The sequence below is a fragment of the Actomonas aquatica genome (assembly GCF_019679435.2).
Lineage (GTDB): Bacteria > Verrucomicrobiota > Verrucomicrobiia > Opitutales > Opitutaceae > Actomonas > Actomonas aquatica.
The window spans coordinates 2,670,014-2,691,454 of record NZ_CP139781.1; the positions used below are offsets into that span (position 1 = coordinate 2,670,014).

At 66.7% G+C, this 21,441-nt stretch carries 7 protein-coding genes; 6 read left to right on the plus strand and 1 reads right to left on the minus strand.

Annotated features, from left to right (window positions below):
• Positions 1 to 8: 8 nt before the first annotated feature.
• Positions 9 to 7,532: an MBG domain-containing protein gene (locus K1X11_RS10645; protein ID WP_221032321.1), complete on the minus strand. Its 7,524-nt coding sequence runs from the start codon at positions 7,530 to 7,532 to the stop codon at positions 9 to 11.
• Between the two features lie 93 nt (positions 7,533 to 7,625).
• On the opposite strand from K1X11_RS10645, the gene K1X11_RS10650 reads away from it, so the two are divergent.
• The 6 genes from K1X11_RS10650 (at position 7,626) to K1X11_RS10675 (ending at position 21,431) form a co-directional block, all read left to right on the plus strand.
• Complete coding sequence (locus K1X11_RS10650) at positions 7,626 to 11,555, plus strand: hybrid sensor histidine kinase/response regulator (protein WP_221032322.1); 3,930 nt, start codon at positions 7,626 to 7,628, stop codon at positions 11,553 to 11,555.
• Positions 11,552 to 12,502, plus strand: coding sequence for a response regulator transcription factor (locus tag K1X11_RS10655; protein ID WP_221032323.1), 951 nt, complete (start codon positions 11,552 to 11,554; stop codon positions 12,500 to 12,502). The genes K1X11_RS10650 and K1X11_RS10655 overlap by 4 nt, the downstream gene beginning before the upstream one ends.
• A 100-nt stretch (positions 12,503 to 12,602) precedes the next feature.
• Positions 12,603 to 12,806: a hypothetical protein gene (locus tag K1X11_RS10660; RefSeq protein WP_221032324.1), complete on the plus strand. Its 204-nt coding sequence runs from the start codon at positions 12,603 to 12,605 to the stop codon at positions 12,804 to 12,806.
• Positions 12,807 to 12,903: 97 nt separating this feature from the next.
• A complete protein-coding gene (locus K1X11_RS10665) occupies positions 12,904 to 13,701 on the plus strand; it encodes a TIGR00266 family protein (RefSeq protein ID WP_221032325.1) in 798 nt (265 codons plus the stop codon).
• A 168-nt stretch (positions 13,702 to 13,869) separates the two neighbouring features.
• A complete protein-coding gene (locus K1X11_RS10670) occupies positions 13,870 to 16,614 on the plus strand; it encodes a TonB-dependent receptor plug domain-containing protein (protein ID WP_221032326.1) in 2,745 nt (914 codons plus the stop codon).
• 368 nt (positions 16,615 to 16,982) lie between these two features.
• Positions 16,983 to 21,431 (plus strand): Ig-like domain-containing protein, encoded by a 4,449-nt coding sequence (locus tag K1X11_RS10675; RefSeq protein WP_221032327.1) that lies wholly within the window; start codon positions 16,983 to 16,985, stop codon positions 21,429 to 21,431.
• Positions 21,432 to 21,441 lie beyond the last annotated feature (10 nt).

Genomic DNA, 21,441 nt, shown 5'->3' on the forward strand with positions numbered 1-21,441 from the left:
GGTCATGTTCAGCCCTCCCCTCCCGCCGGACCGACCAGTAGGCTAGTCATCGCATCCATGAGGAATTGTTTTTGGATCATCGCCTGCATGTCGCCCGGCAACGGATCGTAGTCCTCGGCGGTGATGTCCGGCAGCGGCGAGAAGTCGATGTCGGCAAAGGCCCGCGGCTCGCCCACGTCACCCACGAGGTTTTCGAAGATGATGCGTTGCTCGTCTTCCTGAAACACCTGGAAGGCCCGTTCGGTGGACCCGATGATGAAGGTCGCGAGGGCCATCGGTCCGGAGGCGAGACGGCCGGCCCCCGCCGATGCGCTGCGCACGTAGGGGAAGATCGTTTTGGCGATATTCACAGCCGCCTGGGTGCTCGCGGCCGCCGCGACGCCGGCGCCGCCCACGGCTCCTCCCGTCACGCCGCCGATGGCGCCGCTCAACACATCGTAGTTGGCCAACTTGGCATCGAGGGCGTCGAGTCGCGCCTCCCCGAGGATGTCGAGGTAGGGCACGTTTGAGCCGAACAAGCCCTGCATGCCGCCCGCGTAAAGGGTCGCGCCCTCGGCGGTGGGATCTTCCAACACCTCGCGCAGGTCCGCCCGCTGGGTTTGCAACGCGAGCAACTCTTCGCGGAAGCCGGCAATCTGGTCGTCGATGAAGGCACGTTCGCCGCCCTCGCGCGTGGCGATCCATTGATCAATGAGGGCCAGCGTATCGGCGGTTTCGCGCGGATCGCCCGACCGCGCGAGGATGTCGTTGAGCAAGGTCGTCTCGGTTGCGCTGAGGGAGCCGCTCTCAAAATCGAGGAAGCCCTGCGCCGCCGCAGCGAGACGCGTTTTGATCGTCTCCACTTCGTCGAGCAGACTGTAATAGAGACCACCCGCGGCGTTGTTGCGCTGGAAGGCCTCGAGGCGCGAGATCAGCAGATTGCCGGTCCGGTCGCGCTCTTCGGCAAACTTCTGCTGCACCACCTGCGCGAGCAGGTTCTGCGCGCCGGAGCGCTCGGTCACCGGGAGGGCCTGGACCTTGGCGAGATAACCAACCATGGCCCCGCCGAGCGCGGCACGTTTTTCCGGGTTGGTCGCGAGGTCGGCCATCCAGGCGCGAATGCGCGCAGCGTTGAAGGGCGGGCTCACGTCTTCCTCGCCGAAGATCGCGTAATACAGACTGCCTTCGCCGCGGTCCTCTCCGAAGGTGTCGGTGAGGTGGCCGAGGATCATCTCGAAGGTCATCTCGGGCTGATCGGAGAACAGCAGACCGATGTCGTTGGCGTAGTCGGAAATCGACCGCACCTCGACGCTGGCGTCCGAGGCCACGGCGTCTTCGGCGAGTTTGATCATCTCCTCGATTTCGGTGCGGTTGCGCACGGTGAGCACGCCGTTGGTCACGGCGGTGACGACATAGTTGCGGTTCGTGCCGAGGTGGCCGCCGCTGATGCCGATGGAACGGGTCACGCGGGTCTCACCTGTGCCGATGGAGGTATCCGGCACGAAGATAACCGCATCGCCCGTCACGATCGTGCCGGGATCGGAGGCGCCGATTTCGATCTCGTTCACCGCGACCTCCGTCGTCTCGCCATCAATGACAACGGGGATGAAACCCACCTGCTCGCCGCTGGTGGAGTCATCGCCTTCGTCGCGACCGATGCTCCGGCCGCCGCTTTCGCCGTCGGACGCTCCGGCGACGCCACCCACGAAGGCGCGCAGGTCGGGCGCGACGTAGTTGTTGAGGTCCACCGGCACCCCCACCTGGGCCGCAGCGGGATCGTCGCTCACCTCGTATTCAAGATTCCCAAACTGCTCAGCAGCGGTCTCACCGTTGGCGAAGTTCGTGCCGGTAACCGAGAAGGCGACGTCGCTGAGATCGAAGATCGACGCCGGATCCGTGCCGGGCGAAACGGCGAGCTCGGCGTCGTTGACGATGAGCGTGACCGGACGCGGGAAGATCGACAGCACGCCGGGCGTAAACGCCTCGAGCGCGTAGAGGTCGCTGTCGAAGGACGACCACAACATCGAGATGAGGTAGTGACCGGCGTCGCTGAAGACATCCGTCGGCACCACGGTGCGCAGATCGAGCACACTCGCGGGGTCGACAAAGTCCGGCAGCCCCATGCCACCGAAGATGGCGCTGAAGGTGGGGTTGGCGTCGCCGTAATAGCGGGCCACATTGTCGACCGTGATGGTGAGCGGACGCTTCAGGATGGCGAGGTTGCCGAAGCCGAGGGTGCCGATCGTGTAGTTGGCGTTAATGATCTCCGCCTCGATCGTGTAGTTGCCAGGCGCGGTCGCGCGGTCCGGCGCGGTGAAGCGCAGCACTTCGTCGAGCGTGTTGAGGTCGGTCGGCAGATTGGTGTCACCGATGAGCGAGAAGCTCGGGTTGCCTTCGCCATAGTAGCGCTCGATCGGGGCGATCTCGATGTTGAGCGGACGCGGCGCGATGGTCACCGCGGCGGAGGTGTCCGCGAGCGTGTAGTTGTTGGAACGCAGCGTGAAGGTCGACGCAGCGGTCACGTCGTAGGTGCCGACGTTATGTCCGCGGGCGAGATCGGTCGTGGTGGCGAAACCGAGGATGTCGCTCGCCAGATCGCCGTTGGCAAAGTCGCCGGTGAGCGTGAACGCGCTGCCGGTCGGATTCTCGTCACCGAAGAAACGCGTCGCCGTCGCGGCCACCGTGAGCGGACGCGGCAGCACGAGGAGCGTCCCGGTGAAGTCGGTGAGCGTGTAGTTGGGATCGAGCAGCGTGCCCGCGAAGGCATAGGTGCCGACATCGCTGCGGAAGTCCGCCGGATCATCGATCTGGATGAGTCCTTCGCGGTCGGCGGCAAATTTCAGGCCGTCGACCGTGAAGCTCGGCAAACCCTCCAACATGTCGCCGTAGAGGCGGCTGGTGTCGGTCACATGCACCGCGATGGGCGCCGGGGTCACGTTGAGGGTGCCGCCGTTGACCGTGATGTCGTAGTTGGGGCTGCTGGCCGTGGCGTTGTAGAGGTAGTTGCCCACGTCACTCGTCGGCGTCGCATCGGTCCCGATCTGCAGGCCGATCGACTCAAAGGTGTCGCCGAGCTTGAAGCCGGTGGCGATCGACGCGGATGGCGTGGGGTTGGCGTCGCCGTATTCGCGAGTCACGTTGCCCAAATCCAGTAGCAACGGCGCCGGATCGATGATGAGACGGCCGGGCACGTAGGTGATGGCGTAGTTGGCGTTGGCGTCGGACGTCACCTGGATGCCGTAGCCGCCGGCGATCACGTTGGAGGAAGCCGTCGCCACCGTGGAAAGGTGGAGCCCGGTGATGTCGTCCACGGTGTCAAAGGACGCCAGACCAGCGAAGGTGGCGGTGAGGGTTGGGTTCAACTCGCCGTATTCGCGGTGCAGGGTGTCGGCCGTGATCGTGAGCGGTCGGGCGAGGATGTTGAGCGTGCCGGTGCCGAAGGTGAGATCATAGTTGATGGCCGAAGCCGACGTGATCGAAACGGTGTGGCTGCCGACGCCGGCAGCGACGTTGGGGCCGGCAAACGAGAGGCCCTGAATCACGGCCGGGGTGTCGCCGTTGACGAGTCCCGTGGCGCTGAGCGTGAAGGTGGGATTGGCGTCGCCGTAGAGGCGCGAGGTGAGTTCCGGCGCGATGAACAGCGGGGCGCGGTTCACCGTGAGCGTGCCCGGCACGAAGCTCACCTGGTAGTTGCCGCTGAGGGCAGAGCCGGCCGCGTTGATGGCGTAAGTGCCAGCGTTGCTGGCAGCCGTGGCGGCGGTGCTGAGGCTCAGGGTGCCGATCGCATCAGCGAGTGTATCCGAAAGTTTGAGACCATTGCCCGTGGCGGTGAAGGTGGGATTGGCCGCGCCATAGAGGCGGGCGGCATCGGCCACCTGAACGGAAAGCAGCGCCGGGTTCACCGTGAGTCTGCCGGGCATGTAGGTGACCGCGTAATTGGCATCGGTAATGCCGCCAGCCGTAATGCTGTAAGTGCCGACGTCGGAGCCCGCGGTAGCGGTCGTGCTCAGACTCAGACCGGTGGTGTCGAGCAGGCTGAGGTTGGTGTAGCCGGTCGGATTGGTGCCGGAGAGGCTGTAGGAAAAGCTCGGGTTGGCGTCGCCGTAGCTGCGGGATTGGTCGCCCACGAGGATGCTCACCGGGCGCGGCGTGACGGTGAAGGTCGCGGGCACGAAGGTCACCGCGTAGTTGCCGGCCAAGCCGGTCGTCGTCGCCCAGGCGGGAGTGATGGCGTAGGTGCCAACATCGGAGAGCTGGCCGGTCGGCGTGGTCACCGCGAGCGTGCCGAGATCGGCCAACGATTGATCGAGCACCAGCCCCTCCACGTCGGCCGCAAAGGTCGGGTCAAGATCGGCGAAGAGCTTGCTCGCGTCCTGCGCGGTGATGGTCAGCGAAACCGGATCAATGGTGAGCGTGCCGGCCGTGGTGGTGATGGCGTAGTTGGGATTCGCGCCGACGGTGGGTGTGATCGCATAGGAGCCGACGTCGGAGTCGATCGCCGCCGTGGTGGAGTAGCTCAGCCCCACGATGTCGGCTGCGGTGTGAAACGAGGCCAGACCGGAGAGCGTGCCGCCAAAGGTGGGGTTGGCGGAACCATAGAACCGCGACACATCACCGGCGGTGATGGTAAGCAGGCGCGGATCGACTGTCAGCACGCCGTTGACGAGGTTGAAGGAAACGCCGTCGAGGGTGTCGACCGACGGCACGATGGCGTAGGTGCCGACGCCCGAGGTCGGCGTGGCGGTGCTGCTGTAGCTCAGGCCCGTAATCAGATCGAGGTCGAAGCCGGTCGGGGCGCTCACCGTGCCGGTGAAGGTCGGGTTGGCGTCACCAAAGAAGCGCGTGAAGTCGTGCGCGCGGATCGTCACGCTGGAGGCGCCGACGGTGAGCAGGCCGTTGAGGTAGGTGTAGGTGTAGTTGGCGTTGGTGGCACCGCTCGCGATGATGTTGTAGGCGCCGTCGGGGGAGCTCGCGGTGGCGGCCGTGCTCAACGTGAGCCCCGTGATGTCCGCGGCGGTGTCGCCATTAACGAGTCCGGTGAAAGAGGCGGTGAGTGTGGGGTTGTCGGTGCCGAAACTGCGGGTGAGATCGTCGGGGCGGATCGTGAGCGGCGCCGGGTTGATGGTCAGCGTGCCGGGCGCGAAGGCGATCTGGTAGTTGTAGTCGGAGGCCACCACGGTGCCGGCCGCGATGGTGATGGCGGCCGTGCCGACGTCGTCGCCGGCGGTGGCGGTGGTGCTAAGCACGGGCGCGCCGCTGAAGGCCTGCGCGGCGGTATCGTCGCCCACGAGGCCGTCGACCGAGAAGGTCAGGGTCGGATTGGCGCTGCCGTAGAGGCGCGCGAGGTCGTCGGCCGTGAGCGTCAGGATGGGCGCGAGACGGTAGAGGATGCGGTTGCCGGTCGCGGTGATGGTGCCGGGGGCGTTGGCCGCGTAAGTGCGATCGTAAACTGGCTCGAAACTGAGGCCGCCGAGCGCGCTGTCGGTGGGATTGTCGGCGTAGATCAGCGCGCGACCGGAGTTGTGGTTCGTGATGGCAGGGCTGCCGGCGAGATTGGTGAAGTTGCCGCCGGTTGCGACCAAGGTGATGTCGGCGTCGGTGGTCTCGATCGTCGCACCGCTGGCGAGGGTGAGGTTGCCGGCCGTGATGATTTGCACGTCGAACCCACTGCCGACTCCGAGCTCTTCGCTGTAGGCGTTGAGCTGACCGTCGATGGTCAGGTCGCCCGAGCCATCGACAATGTGCACCGCACCGCCAATCGCCGCAGGAGTGGCGTCGGACGTGGTGAGCATGCCGATGGCGTTGGCGGCATTGGCAATCGTCACCGCCCCGCCGATACCGCCCTCGTTGAGCGCGAGATCGAGCGTCTGCGTATTGAGCACGCCATCAAAAGCGACGGCGCCCATGACGCGGCCCTCAAAACCGGACGGCGGCAGATTGCCGCTCCCGGCCGGCGCGGCGTCGGCGTTCTGGCGGATCGAAACCGTATCGGCCGTGACCGTCGCGCCGCTGTCGACCGTGAGATTGCCAGTGGTTTCCGCAAACCTACCACCGACGCCCAACTCGAAAATGACAGCACTGCCGCTGCCGCCCGTGAGGTCGGCGTTCACGTTGATATTGTCGCCGGATTTCAGGATGAGCGAAGAGCCCGAGGTCCAGGTCACCGCATCGTTGACCGTGATGTCACCAAAGACGTCGAAGCCGTTGCCGTAAGCGCTGGAGGTATCGATCGTGACGTTGGCGGTGGCGAGGTTGGCGGCGAGCACGGCGGTGTTGAACACGCCGTTGGGCTGATCGTCGGTCGCGCTGCTGATGATCGCCTCGTCCGGATCCAGCCAGAGCATGCCGGTCAGGCCGTGCACCGCAGTGAGGTCGGCGAGTCCCCGGTAGTTGAGTATTTGCTTGCCCGATACCTCGGCAAAGGCGCCGTGGCCGCCCTGCCCGCCTGCGCGGCCATCGATAAAGCCGGCAAAGTCGGTCTGCTCGTCCGCCCACACGATCGCACGTCCGGCGCTGGCCGCGCTGTCGGCGGCGGCGGACACATCGATGACGGCGTCGGCCGTGACCGTGGTGCGCGCGGCGTTGGCAACGGCGGCGTTTTGACCGCGGAAGTCGCCGCCGAGCAGCACCTCGCCGCCACTGCCATCGGCGTTGCGCGCGGCCAGCGTGCCGCTGTGTTGCAGCTCGCCGCCCTCGGCCGTGAGTAGGATCCGACCATCGCGATGAGCGACGCCGGTGGCACGGACGATGCCGCTCTGGTTGATGGCCAACTCGTAAAGGCTGCCACCGGCGGCTTTCAGCTCCGCCTGCGCGGCGTCGATCACGCCCGCGTTGGCCACGCCGACTTCGGCGGCATCGGCACCGACGCTGGTTTTGACCAAGAGGCGCTGGTCGCCCTGCGGACTGAGCACCACCTCGCGACCGGCGGCGAGACCGGCGATGCCGTTGGCCGCGGCGATTTCCCCCTCATTGGCGACGGTGTAGGCGATGAGGATCACGTCGCCGTTTTCAGCGGTGATTTTACCGAGGTTGAGCACACCGGCGGTGGATTCGCCGGCAAAGTTCAGGTCGCCGCCGTCGAGAAAATCCTGGTCCGTCACATCGAGCGCCGACGCGACGAACTCCATTGCGTTGATCGAAGCGTCTTTGCCCACCACCACGCCGTTGGGGTTGATGAGGTAAACGCGCCCCGAGGCGTTGAGCTGGCCGAGCAACTCCGACGGATTGGCCCCGAGCACGCGATTGAGCAAAGCAGCCTGCGCGCTGTCCTGCGTGATGTTAACAACCTCGCCCGCCGCGATGGAGAAATCGGCCCAGTTCACGATGGCCGCATCGCCGAGCTGAGTCAGATTGAGCGTGTTCGCGCCAGCATCGATGGTCACATCACCCGCCACGACCTCACCGCCCTCGGGCAAAGCGGCGACCGGGCCCGCCAACAGGCTGCTCAGCAACAGACCTCCGACTACCCGGCGCCGATTTTTCCACGCGGAACGGATTCCTCGACGGGCAACGGGTAACAAAGTGACGGGGGAGTCGGCATTCGACTGGCTCATGGAACGCAGACTATCTCAACGTGCTCTTTCCGAGACATACCCCCATGGGAGTATGTCGCCACCGCCGCCGCTCATGAAATATTGCAACGCAACGTGTTGTTAATCCGCCCGCCCTTTTTTTGGAGACTGCTTCAGCTCGCCGCCGTTCTGCTCGCCGGATCGGCGCTTGTCTCCGCGCAGTCGGCGGTTGCGGATGCGCCGGCCCCCGACCGCGAACGCGGCCTGCCCATGCTGCGCACCTTCGGCGTGCGCGACTACGAGGGGCACAACCAAAACTGGGCCGTCGTCCAGGACCGCGCCGGCCTCCTCTACGTCGGCAACAAAGACGCCGTGCTCACCTACGACGGTCAGGCTTGGAACCGCCTCCCGGTGCCCGGCCTCTTCATTCGCGGCCTCGCGGTCGACGCCGAAGATCGCATTTGGGTGACCGGCGTCGGCGAGTTTGGTTACCTGGAGTCCAACGCCTTCGGTGGTCGCGACTACGTGTCACTCACCGAACACCTTCCCCCGGAGGACCGCCAGACCCTCGAGCTCCATCACTGCGTCGCCCTGCCCCACGGCATCTACTTCAGCAGCATCAAAGGCCTGCAACGCTGGCACGACGGCCGACTCACCCTCATCGCCCCCGGCCGCCGCACCCACTTCTCCGTCATCGATGACGTCCTCTGGCTGCACTACCGCGATCAACCCCTGCAAACCTTCGACGGCGCCTCCCTTCGCGACATCACCGCCGCGCCGTCGATCGTCGACGACTGGGTGATCAAGGTCCTCCCCCTCGCCCCCGACGCCCGCCTCATCGTGACGGAGCGCCACGGCCTTTTCCTGCTCCACGACGACAACGCGGATCCGCAACCGTGGCCCAACGAGCTCGCCGCTGCCCTCACCCAACTGCGCGTCAACGCCGCCCTCCGCCTCGCCGACGGCACGCTCGCCATCGGCACCAACGAAGCCGGCGTCTTCCTCCTCGATCCCGCCGGTCGGCTCCTCCACCAACTCCAGACCGACAACAATGCCCTCCTTTCCGACACCGTGCTCGGCCTGCAGGAAGACGACGAAGGCAACCTCTGGATCGCCGCCAACAACGGCCTCGCCCAGGTGCGTTGGCCCGCCGCCTACACCCGCTATGGTTCCGGCGAAGGCCTGCCGCGCGCCGGCATTCGCACCGCCCTGCGCCACCAGGGTCGCCTCTACCTGACCACCAACGCCGGCGCCTACGTCCTGCAACCCGCCGCGCCCACCGCCACCGGTTTTCAACCCGCCCACTTTGCCCACATCTCGCCCACTCGCGGCACCTTCTGGGGCATCGACGCCGCCGGCGATGAACTCCTCCTCGCGGGCAACGGCCTGCATGTCGTCACGCCCGCGCCAGACCCGCAGGTCACCGCGACGATCGAACCCCAGACCTTCTTCACGACCCTCCACGTTTCCCGCCAGAACCCGACCGTGCTCTGGGTCGGCGCCGAGGAGGAACTGCGCATGTATCGCCGCGCCGCCGACGGCTGGACCCACCAAGTCACCCTCTCCACCGGCAGCAGCGAGGTGCGCATCATCGTCGAAGACGCGACCGGTGCCCTCTGGCTCTCGCTCGCCGGACGCGGCTTCGCCCGCGTGACCGGCCCGGTGCACGACCCGTTCGCCACCGCCGACAAACTCACCCTCACGCCCTTTCCCGGCGAGCACGGCCTGGCGTCCGCCCTCATCACCGGCCTGCCGCAGGTCACCGCTCACGCCGGTCAGCTCCGCTTCCTCGATGCCAACCGTATCTACTCTTTCGATACAGCGACCGAACGTTTCCAACCCGTCCGCGCTCCGCTCGACGAACTCGGCCTGACCGCCGGTCGCCTCGCCACCGTGCAATACGGCGACGACGGCCGCCTCTGGATCCGCACCACCGAAGACGGCCCCAACGCCGGCCCGTGGGACGGCCGCGTCTTCCGCCGCCTCTCCGCCGACGGCCACTGGCAATCCCTGCCCTTTGCCATCGCCCGCACCGTTGCCGAAAACCCCCTGATCTACACCGAGCAAACCGCCGGGCGCGACATCGTGTGGCTCGGCGGCAGCGATGGTCTGGTGCGCGCCGAACTGCCCGCCGCGTTTGTCGCGCCCACTCCCTTCGCCACCCGGCTCCAACGCATCGAGGACAACCAAAATCAGTTGCTGCCCATCGCGCCCACCGCCGCGGTGAACCTGGCCCCCGCGCAGAAGCGCCTGACCTTCACCTTCGGCACCGACCGGCTCGACGACGCCGGCATGCGCTTTCAAACCCGGCTCGACTACGATCCCGACGGCTGGTCGCCCTGGAGCCCCAACCGCAGCCTCACCCTCAACTACCTGCCACCCGGCGAACACACCTTGTCGATTCGCGCGCAGGACAACAACGGTCGCGTCGCCGAGACCCTCGACTACGCCTTCGTCGTGCCGCCGCGTTGGTGGCAGACCCCGTGGGCCGGCCTGCTCGCCGTCGTCGCCCTCGCCGGGGTGTTCTACGCGGGCGCCCGCCTGCGCTCGCGCAGCATCGAACAACGCAACGCCGAGCTCGCCGCCCAGGTCGCCCACCGCACCGAAGAGCTGCGCCTCAACCAAGCCGAGCTCGAACAGGCGCGCGACGAAGCCGAAGCCGCCAACCGCGCCAAGAGCGTGTTTCTCGCCAGCATGAGCCACGAGCTGCGCACGCCCCTCAACGCCATCCTCGGCTACAGCCAACTGTTGCGCCACCGCCCCGACACCGCCGGCGAGATCAACCGCCAGCTCACCACCATTCAACACAGCGGCGAACACCTGCTGCAGATGATCAACGAGGTGCTCGACCTCGCCAAGATCGAGGCCGGCCGCGTCGAGCTGAACCTCCAACCCACTTCGTTGCCGCGCCTGCTCAGCCACCTGCAGGAGGTCTTCGCCCTGCGCGCCTCCCAACGCCGCCTCGCCTTCAGCCTGCGCAGCGAAACCGCCCTGCCGGAAACGGTCGTGATCGACGAAGCCCGCCTGCGCCAGGTGCTCTACAACCTGCTCGGCAACGCCGTAAAATTCACCGCCGCCGGCCGCGTTGAACTCCTCGTCGCCTTGCACGACGAGCGCCTGCACTTCGCCGTCGAGGACACCGGCCCCGGCATCGCGCTCGCCGATCAGGGCCGCGTATTCGATTTCTTCCAACAAGCCGCCGGGCCGCAACTCGCCGCCCAGGGCGCCGGCCTCGGCCTCGCCATCAGCCAGCGCCTCGTCGGCCTCATGCAGGGCCGCATCACCCTGCAGAGCACTCCCGGCAGGGGCAGCCGTTTCGCCTTTGCGATTCCGGTCACCAGCTCCGATTCCACGCCCCCCTTCCCGGTCGAGGCCAGCCTGCCCACCGGCTACACCGGCCCGCGTCGACGCGTGCTCATCGTCGACGACGAACCCGTCAACCGCGACGTGCTGCGCACCCTGCTGGCACCGCTCGGCTTCGAACTCGCCGAAGCCGACGATGGCGAAACCGCGCTCCAAGCCATCGCCGCCGCCCCGCCCGATCTGGTGCTCATGGACCTGCGCCTGCGTTCACTCGACGGCCTCAGCGCCACCCGCCGCCTGCGCGCTCAGCCCGCCACCGCCGCCGTGCGGGTGATCGCGATCTCCGCCAGCGTATTTCCCGACGATCGCGCCCAGGCCCTCGCCGCCGGTTGCGACGAGTTTGTGGCCAAACCCATCGACACGGCGGTGCTCTGCCGGGTCATCGGCGAGCAACTCGACCTCGAGTGGACCTGGCTCGCCGCGCCGTCCGCCGCGACGAACTCCCGCCCAGCCGTGGCCGCCGACGCCGCCCCGCCAGCCGGTCCGCGCCCGCCGGAGGCCACCCTGCGCGAGCTGTATCAACTTTCTGATGACGGCGACCTCATCGGCCTGCGCGCCGCCCTGCAGACCGCCCGCCAGGAGCACCCCGCGGCGGCCGTTTTTCTCGATGCGCTCAGCGCCCTCGCCGCCGAAACCCGTTTGAGCGAACTGCGCCGCTGGTTGCACGACGCGCTCGAGTCGCCACCTTCCGCCTCTTCATGAGTTCCCTCCTGATCGTCGACGACGTTCCCGCCAACCTGTCTGTGCTGATCGACACCGCGTCGGCGCACGGCCACCGCGTGTTCCTCGCCGAGAACGGCGAACGCGCCCTCGCCCTCGCGCAACGCGTGCGCCCGGAGATCATCTTGCTAGACGTGTGCATGCCGGGCCTCAGCGGCTTCGACGTCTGTCGGCAGTTGAAACAGAACCCGGAACTCGCCGAGATCCCGGTCATCTTCCTCACCGCCCTCGACGACCTCGTCGACAAGATCGAGGGCCTCGAAGCCGGCGCGGTCGACTACATCACCAAACCGCTCCAGCCCGCCGAAGTCATGGCGCGCGTGCAGGTGCACCTGGAGCTCCGTCGCCTCCGCCTCGAACTCGCTGAGCGCAACGCCGCCCTCGAAGCCGAAGTCGCCCGCCGCGAGGAAGCCGAGCGCGCCCTGCGCCAGTCGCTCGATCGTGCGGTGCTCGTCGCCACCACCGAGGGCCAGATCCTCTTCGCCACCCAGCGCGCCTCACGCCTGTTGAAAGAGTGTTTTGCCGCCGCAACCGATGCGCCCGACACCCTGCCCAGCGAACTGCACTTCGCGTTGCAAGCCACCGACGATGGCGCTCCCCGCGAGATCCCCGTCAACGGCGGACGCCTGCGCATCCGCCGCATGGCCGAAGTCGGCGCGACCGAGTGTGTCACCCTCCTCCTGGAGGAAGTGCTCACGACCGGCCCCGGCACCTTGGAACGTCTCGGCCTGACGCCGCGCGAAGCCGAGGTGCTCTACTGGATCGCCCAGGGCAAAACCAACCCCGAGGTCGCGATCATTTTGGCCAACACCACCGGCACGGTGAAAAAGCAGGTGCGCAGCATCCTCGAAAAACTCGGCCTCGAGACGCGCGTCGCCGCCGCCCTGCGAGCGCAGGAGGTGCTCAACGGTCAGACTGCCGGCGAATAAGCCATCGGCGCGGAATTTTTTCGATTCCTGCAACTTTCGCCGAAGCGGCGGGGTGATGAAGCCATCAGCAATTTAAAAACCTGCCAACTTCATCACTCACATGAAAACCACGTCCTACCTCATCGCCGCCGCCATTTCCGCTCCTGTCGCCATCGTGCTCGGAGCGCCCGTCGCCCTCGTTGCCGGCGTCGCCATCACCAGCGGTCTCGCGGCCATCGCCATCGGCGACTACCATCGCGACCTCGTGACCTACGACCGCCCGGCCGCCGCGCGCACCACCGAGCGCCACCCTCTCGCCGCCTGAACGACACCGCCCCGTCGCGTTCCAATTTCGCGACACGATTCCATTCCCGCAAAACGCGATTCCCTCACTTCCGCAAATCCCTTACTTCCTCCTGCCCATGAGTTCCATGCACGAAATCGACTACCGGATCGAAGGCGACGACATGCAGTTCGTCGAAATCGAGCTCGACCCCTCCGAAGCTGTCGTCGCCGAAGCCGGCGGCATGATGTATATGGAAGACGGCATCGCGATGGAGACCATCTTCGGCGATGGCTCCCAACAAAACTCCGGCTTCGTCGGTTCCCTCCTCGGTGCCGGCAAACGTCTGCTCACCGGTGAGTCGCTGTTCATGACTGTATTCATGAATCAAGGACACGGTAAGCGCAAAGTCGCGTTCGGCGCGCCCTATCCCGGCAGCATCGTGCCGGTGCACCTCGCCGCCCTCGGCGGTGAATTTATCGCCCAAAAAGACTCCTTCCTCTGCGCCGCCAAGGGCGTCTCGGTCGGCATCGCTTTCAACAAACGCATTGGCGCCGGCCTCTTCGGTGGCGAGGGCTTCATCATGCAACGCCTCACCGGCGATGGCTGGGCCTTCATGCACGCCGGCGGCACGCTCAAGGAGAAGACCCTGCAACCCGGCGAAACCCTCCGCGTCGACACCGGCTGCATCGTCGGTTTCCAGCCCTCCGTCAGCTACGACATCCAATATGTCGGCGGCATCAAATCCGCCCTCTTCGGCGGCGAAGGCCTGTTCTTCGCCACCCTGCGTGGACCCGGCACCGTCTGGCTCCAGTCCCTGCCCTTCTCGCGCCTCGCCGATCGCATCATCGCGGCCGCTCCGCGCGCCGGCGGCAAGTCGCAGGGCGAAGGCTCCGTGCTCGGCGGACTCGGTCGCCTACTCGACGGCGACCGCTAGACACCGCCCTCACGTATCCGCCTCTGGGCGGCCCCTTTCCTGGAGTAATCCCCCATTTCCCGACGCCGTGGCCTTCCCGCCACGGCGTCCTATTTTGAAATTTCATACAGGGTATTATGACTAATTGAGTGACACTGCCCGTATCGCTTCCTTGGGTCGGGTCGTCCCATGCTTCCCTTCCAACGTTACCCCGCCCTCGCCGGCCTGGCTGCGTTGTCGGCCCTGAGCGGTCTGGCCCAAACTCCGCCCCCCTCCGCTGGTGCCAACAGCATCATGCTCGACCCGTTCCCCGTGGTCGGCTCCCGCCTCTCCACGCCCACCGATGAAGTGCCCAGTCCCGATGTCATCGTGCTGGACGACACCTTCATCACCCGCGCCGGTGCCACCGACTTGGCGCAACTGGTCGGAATGCTACCCCAGACCTACGGTGGCTCGGCCTCCGGCACCGGGACCGTGCCCAACGGCGCGCCCTCCTACGGCACCGCCCGTGGATTTTATAACTTCACCACCGGCGCGGCCGTGCCCCTCAGCCAAACAGGCGTCTCCTCCGTCGGCCTCGGCGCATTCGGCGCCGGCGGCACCCTCGTCCTGATCGACGGTCGCCGTTTGCCGCTCGCGACGCAGGGCGACAATGCCGGCGAAACTCAGAGCGGGTTTTATGATCTCTCCGCCATCCCGCTCGGTCTGGTCGAACGCGTGGAGATCCTCACCAACGGCGCCTCCGCCGTGCATGGCTCCGATGCCGTCGGCGGTGTGGTCAACGTCATCCTGCGTCGCAACTACCACGGCGGCGAACTCACCACCGGCATTCGCGGCACCTTCGACGGTGGTGCCTTTGAGCGCCACGCCACCCTCTCGACCGGCTTCGTGCGCGACCGCCTGAGCGTCTTCCTCAGCCTCACCGCGCGCGACCAGCAAGCCTTGCGCGGCAGTCAGCGCGCCTTTTCCGCCAGCCAAAACCTCACCGGCCTCGGCGGTCGCGACCACCGTCTCATCGTCGGCTCTCCGGGCGTGCTCACCGCCCGTTCCGGCACCCTCAACGGCCTCACCGATGCCGATGGCAATCCCGCCCGCCACGCCCTCGTGCCCACGGGCCAAACTGGCACCGGCCTCACCGTGGCCGACTTCGAAGGCTCCAGTAACTACTTCGCTTCACGCCTGCGCTACTACGACTCCGCCGCCGACAAAGACCTCGTCGGCGCGACCGAACAACTCGGCCTGCGTGGCTCGGTCACTTACGCCTTCAACGACAACCTCGAGGCCTTCGCCACGCTCAACGGGTCCGACCGCCGCGCCGAAACCACCCACGAGCCGCCCGCCGTCTCCGGCGGTGGCTTCGGCGGCGCCCAAACGATCGTGCCCGCCGCCAGCCCGCTCAATCCCTTCGGCCAGGATCTCTACTTCACCGGCGTGCTGACCGACTTGCCCCCGCGCCCCCAGACCGTCGATGTCACCCTTACCACCGCCACCGCCGGCCTGCGCGGCGTCGCCGCCGACACCTGGCAATGGGAGGTCGCCGCCCACCTCGCGCACGAGCGCTTCGACAGCCGCACCCTCGAACTCGACACTGCCGCCTTCATCGCCGCGCTCGCCGACGGCAGCTACAACGTCTTCGCCGATCCCGCCACCACCGCGCCGCTGGACCCGGAATTCCAGGCCAGCCTCATGCAGACCGCGCGCATCCACGGCTCCTCCGAAACCACCGGCGCCAACGCCTTCATCCGCGGCCCCGCCTTCACGCTGCCCGCCGGCGACATCCTGCTCGCCGCCGGAGCCGAAACCGCCCGCGCCGAGCGCGACCGCGCCTCCACCAACCCCAACTTCGGCCAACCCGCCGCCATCACCTCCGCGCGCACCACCTCCGCCGCCTTCGCCGAGCTCTACCTGCCTCTCTTCAGCGCCGCGCAAAATCTCCCCGCGCTCCACCGCCTCAGCCTGCGCGCCGCCGCCCGTTACGAACGCGCCGACGCTTTCTCCGCCACCACGCCCTCCCTCCGCCTGCAATGGCAACCGTTGCCCGACCTCACCGTCTTCGCCCACTACGCCGAGGGTTTCCGGGCGCCCGCGCTCAGCGAGATCGAGGACGAGATCTACGACGGCACCAGCACCGTCACCGATCCGCGCAACGGCGGCGCCAGCACCAGCATCACGCGCCTGCGCGGCGGCAATCCCGACCTCGACGCCGAGACCTCCCGCACCTACCAGACCGGCCTCATCCTTGCGCCGCGCTTCGTATCCGTCCTCCAACTACACGCCCACCTCAGTGAAACCTACTGGTCGAACCGCATCAATTCCCTGCCCGAACAGACGCTCGTCAATCACGAGGACCGCTTCCCCGATCGTATCTTCCGCGACGCTACTGGCACCATCACCACGGTCGACGCCACCACCCTCAATTTCGGCAAGATCTACAGCCGCGCCGTCGATGCCGGCCTCTCCTATCGCTGGGAAAACGACACCGTCGGCCGCTTCACCTTCAACGCCTCGGCCGTGCGCCAGCTCGAGTATCGCGTCGAAAACCGTCCCGACCGTCCCGGCAACGTGACCCTCGACGGCGCCGACACCATCTCGCCGCCCAAGTGGAGCGGCCTCGCCCACCTCTTCTGGGATCGCGGCCCGTGGGACGCCGCCGTCTTCGTGCGGCACATGGACGGCTACGCCAGCAACCGCACCGGCCCCTTCTTCGACCGCAGCACCGCGACCCCGTCGTGGACCACGGTCGACCTCCGCCTCGGCTACACCTTCCGCGAAGGCCTCTGGCACGGCTACGGCCGCAACGCCCGCCTCCAGCTCGGCATCGGCAACCTCGCCGACCGCCAGCCCCCCTTCGCCAACACCCCCTACGGCTACAACCAAAGCCTCTACTCCCCGCTCGGCCGCACCTACGACGTGACTCTGCGGCTGCCCTTCTAGGCCGTGTTTCAGCCTCGGATTCCCCGGATTTGCACGGATAGCCCTACCTTGTTGCCTAGGTGTAGCTGCGCTTGAGCCGGAGGTGAAAGCGTGGCCCGAGCCCGACTATCCTGCGGACAAGGGACTACTGCGCTCCCCCCACCCACCCACCGGCACAGAAACACCCTAGGCCGCCAGCCCCGGCCTTGGCGTTTTGCAACCTGCCCGCGTTAGTGCGACCGCCCGTCATATTCTGCTACCGCTGATCAATGCGGGGTCCACATCGCGGCCTCAACCGCCCCACGTTCGCGCCCGGGGACATCCCCCCACGTGTTCGTCAACCCACGCCGCCGACTCCGATCCGCGCTCGGTGGCTCTTACCCTCGCGCATGAACTTCCTCGCCCTTCGCCGCCTCGCCCTCTCGGTGTTCGCCACCACGTTGGCCACCCTCAGCCTCCACGCCTTCGTCATGGTTCCGGTCATCGTGACCACCGAAGACCCCACCAACGTCACCGGCACCAGCGCCACCCTCAACGGCAGCTACGAAGACCCCAACACCGGCGACACCACCTTCCAGTGGGAGATCAGCTACGGCACCGATCCCGACGAAAACACCTGGACCACCGATAAAGCCGACCGAGACGGCACCTCATTCTCATTGGACATCTCCGGCCAAACGCCCGGCACCACGATCTATTATAAGGCCATCGTAAACGCTTTGGACGCCGGTGACACCAAATCCTTCGTGCTCACCGCCCCCAACACCGCCCCGGTCGACCTCACCCTCTCGGCCAACACCCTCGATGTCAGCGCCGCCGTCAACACCGTGATCGGCACTCTCGCCACCGTCGACGCCGACCCCGGCGATACCCACACCTACACCCTCGTCACCGGCGACGGCGACACCGCCAACGCGTCCTTCAATATCAACGGCAACGAGCTGCGCGCCACCGACCCCACCTCCCTCTCCGCCGGCACCACCTACTCCGTGCGCATCCAGACCGACGACGGCAACGGCGGCACCCACGCCGAGGCCTTCTTGATCGAAACCTACGACGCCACCGCCCTGCTCACCCAGTTCGAAACCTATTTCAAAGCCCACGAACCGAGCAGCCAGGACCGCTTCGGCGACAAGATCGCCGTTTCCGGCAACACCCTCGTCGTCGGTGCCCCCGGCGAACAGAGCGCCGCCACCACCATCAACGGCGATGCCACCGACAACTCTGCCGCCAACACCGGCGCTGCCTACGTTTTTGTGCACGACGGTTCCGCTTGGGCCTTTGAGGCCTACCTCAAACCCGACAACGCGGGGGCTGGTGATTCCTTCGGTTCATCCGTCGCTATCGATGGCGATAGCATCGTGATCGGTGCCCTCTACGAAAAGAGCGGCGCGAACACCATCAACGGCGACGGCTCCGACAACTCCACCAACAGCGCCGGTGCCGCTTACGTCTTCGTTCGCTCCGGCACCACCTGGAGCCAACAAGCCTACCTCAAGCCGCCCTTCCCCCGAAGTGTCGGCTACTTTGGCGACGCCGTCGCCATCTCCGGCGACCTCGCCGTCGTGGGTGCCTTCGGCGACTCAAGCAACGCCACCGGCATCAACGGCGACGCCGACAACACCCTCGCCTTCCGCTCCGGCGCCGTCCACGTCTTTGCCCGCTCCGGCACTACTTGGTCCTACTCCACCTACCTCAAGCCAGACAACACCGGCGCGCAGGATGAGTTCGGCCGCGCCGTGGCCATCGATGGCCACACCATCGTGATCGGCGCGAGCGCGGAAGACAGCGGCAACCCCGCCGATGGCACCGACAACACCCTCACCAGCTCGGGTGCCGCCTACGTCTTCACCCTCTTCGACGGCACTTGGACGCAACAGGCCTACCTGAAGGCCGACACCCCGGCGGATGGCGCCCAGTTTGGTCGTTCCGTCGCCATCTCCGGCGATACCCTCATCGTCGGCGCGTCCAACGAGGCCAGCGACGCGGTCGGCGTCAACGGCACGCCGACCACCACCACCCTCACCAATGCGGGCGCGGCTTACATCTTCCAACGCGCCGGCTCCATCTGGACGCAGCAGGCCTTCCTCAAGTCCACCCACCCCGCCGCCGACAATGAGTTCGGTCACAGCGTCGCCATCGACGGCAACGTCGCCGTCGTCGGCGGTCCGTTTAACTCCAGCGACGCCACCGGGATCAACACCCTCAACGACAACACCCTCAGCCCCGTCTCCGGTAGCGCGTTCATCTACCACCGCACCGGTGAGACCTGGAGCACCTTCGCGTCCATCAAGGCCCCCATTGCCGATTCCTATGACTACTTCGGCAAGAGCGTCGCGGTTTCGAACGACACCGTCTTCATCGGCGCGTCCTTCGAAGCCAGCTCCGCCAACACCATCAATGGTGACATGGACAACAACGACCTGGCCTACGCCGGGGCCGCCTACGGTTACGCCCTCGTGGCCAACGAAGCGCCGACCGACATCACGCTGAACAACGCCTCGATCAACGAGTCCACCAGCGCCAGCGCCACCGTCGGCACCCTCACCGCCACCGACGCCAACCCCGGCGACACCCACACCTTCAGCCTCGTCGCCGGTGAGGGTGACCTCGGCAACACCAACTTCGCCATCACCGAAGCCACCCTCAGCGTCGCCGGCTCCGCGATCCTCGCCGCCGGCGACTACACCGTGCGTATCCAATCCACGGATGCGTCAGGTGAGACCTTCGCCAAAACCTTCACCATCACGATCGTCGACGACATCGCCCCCGACGCCCCGACCAACGTCGCTCTCGACGGTGCTTCCGATTCCGGTGCCAACGGCGCCGACAATCTCACCAACGACAACACCCCGACCATCACCGGCACCTCCGAGCCTCTCGCCACGATCTATCTGGACTTTGAAGGCGGCTTCATCGGCATCGGCGCCGCCGACGCCAATGGCGACTGGGCCGTCACCGCCGACGAGCTCGATGACGGCGTCTACCCGATCCAAGTCTACGCGGGCGATCAGGCCGGCAACAACTCCGGCCCCTCGGCCACGCTCACCTTCACCGTCGACACCACCGCACCCGACGCCCCGGCGACACCCAGCCTCTCCCTCGTCGACGACACCGGCGTGTCCTTCTCCGACGGCATCACCAACCGCGTGCGTCCCGCCATCCAAGGCCTCGCCTCGGCCAACGCCACCGTGGCCGTTTACTTCAACGACGCCGAAGTCGCCCTTGTCACCGCCGCCGCCTCCGGCCTGTGGACCTACACCCCCGACAGCGATCTCGCCGAGGGCCTCACCACCGTCGCCGCCATCGTGATCGATTCCGCTGGCAACGCCTCCGCCCCGTCCGGCGTGCTCTCCGTCATCGTCGACACCACCGCGCCGGTCATCACCAGCGTCAACCAGATCAACACCACCTACGGCGAGCCGATCGACTACACCCTGACCGCCGCCGGCGACCCGGTGTCCTTCACTCACACCGGCCTGCCCGATGAGCTCTCCCTCGACTCCAGCACCGGAGTGCTCTCCCTCATCGGGAACCTGCCGGCCTCCAACCGCGAGCTCACCCTCATCGCCACCGATGCCGCCGGCAACAACGGCTCCCTCGCCCTTAACTTCTTCGTCGCCCAACGCCCCATCGATGTCTCCGGCTTCACCGCCATCGACCGCGTTTACGACGCCACCGCCATCGTCCAGGTCGACTCCAGCAACGCCCAGTTCACCAACCTCGTCGACGGTGACGACGTCTCGGTCGACGCGACCTCCACCTTCGCCTACGCCAAGGGCAAGGCCTCCGTCGGCACCATCGGTCTGGCCGTCTCCGTCAGCCTCACCGGCACCGACGCCAGCAACTACTACCTCAACACGCCCGCCTCCGTCACCGCCACCATCAGCCCGGCGCCGCTCGACGTCACCGGAATCCTGATACCGAACAAGGTCTACGACGGCACCACCGCCGCCACCGTCGACACCACCAGCGCCGACCTCAGCGGCATCCTGGAGAGCAATGATCGCTCCCCCCCGACCGGCGGCGAACTCACCGCCCCGAACCTCGAGTTCAACGCCGCCACCCAACCACAGCCCTCCGGTCCCGACGACGTCACCCTCGTCACCACCGGTGCGACCGCGACCTTCGCCTCCGTCGATGCCGGCACCGGCATCGCGGTCACCGTCGAGGGCCTCGACCTCTCCGGCACCGACGCCGGCAACTACGAACTCATCCTGCCCGCCTTCGCCGCCGCCATCACGCCGGCACCGCTCACCGTTTCGGTGGAGCCGGCCACGCGCTACTACGGCGACTTTAACCCTCCACTCACCCCGAGCTACACCGGCTTCGTGAACGGCGAGGATGCCTCCGTCCTCACCGGCGAAGCCGACTACACCCTCGAGGCCACCGCAACCAGCCCCGTCGGCGACTACGTCATCGAGGTCGAGCTCGGCACCCTCAGCGCCGCCAACTACACCCTCACCGCGGCCAACAGCGTCCTCAACATTACGCAGGGCTACCACTTCGCCGACACCGACCGCGACTATCACCTGAGTCTCAGCGAACTGCTCCGCGTCATCGAACTCTACAACACCCGCGAGGGCACCGTCCGCACCGGCGCTTACCACACCGACTTCGACAGCGAAGATCGCTACGCCCCCGGCGACGAAGACGACATCTACGTGCCCCACACCGCCGACACCAACGCCGATGGCCGCATCAGCCTCGTGGAGCTCACCCGCGTGATCCAACTCTACAACTACCGCGAGGACGGCGCCCGCACCGGAGCCTACCGACCCGCGCGCGCTACCGAGGACGGCTTTGAACCCGGTCCCGTTCTCTCGAACCAAGGCTAAGCCGCTCTGA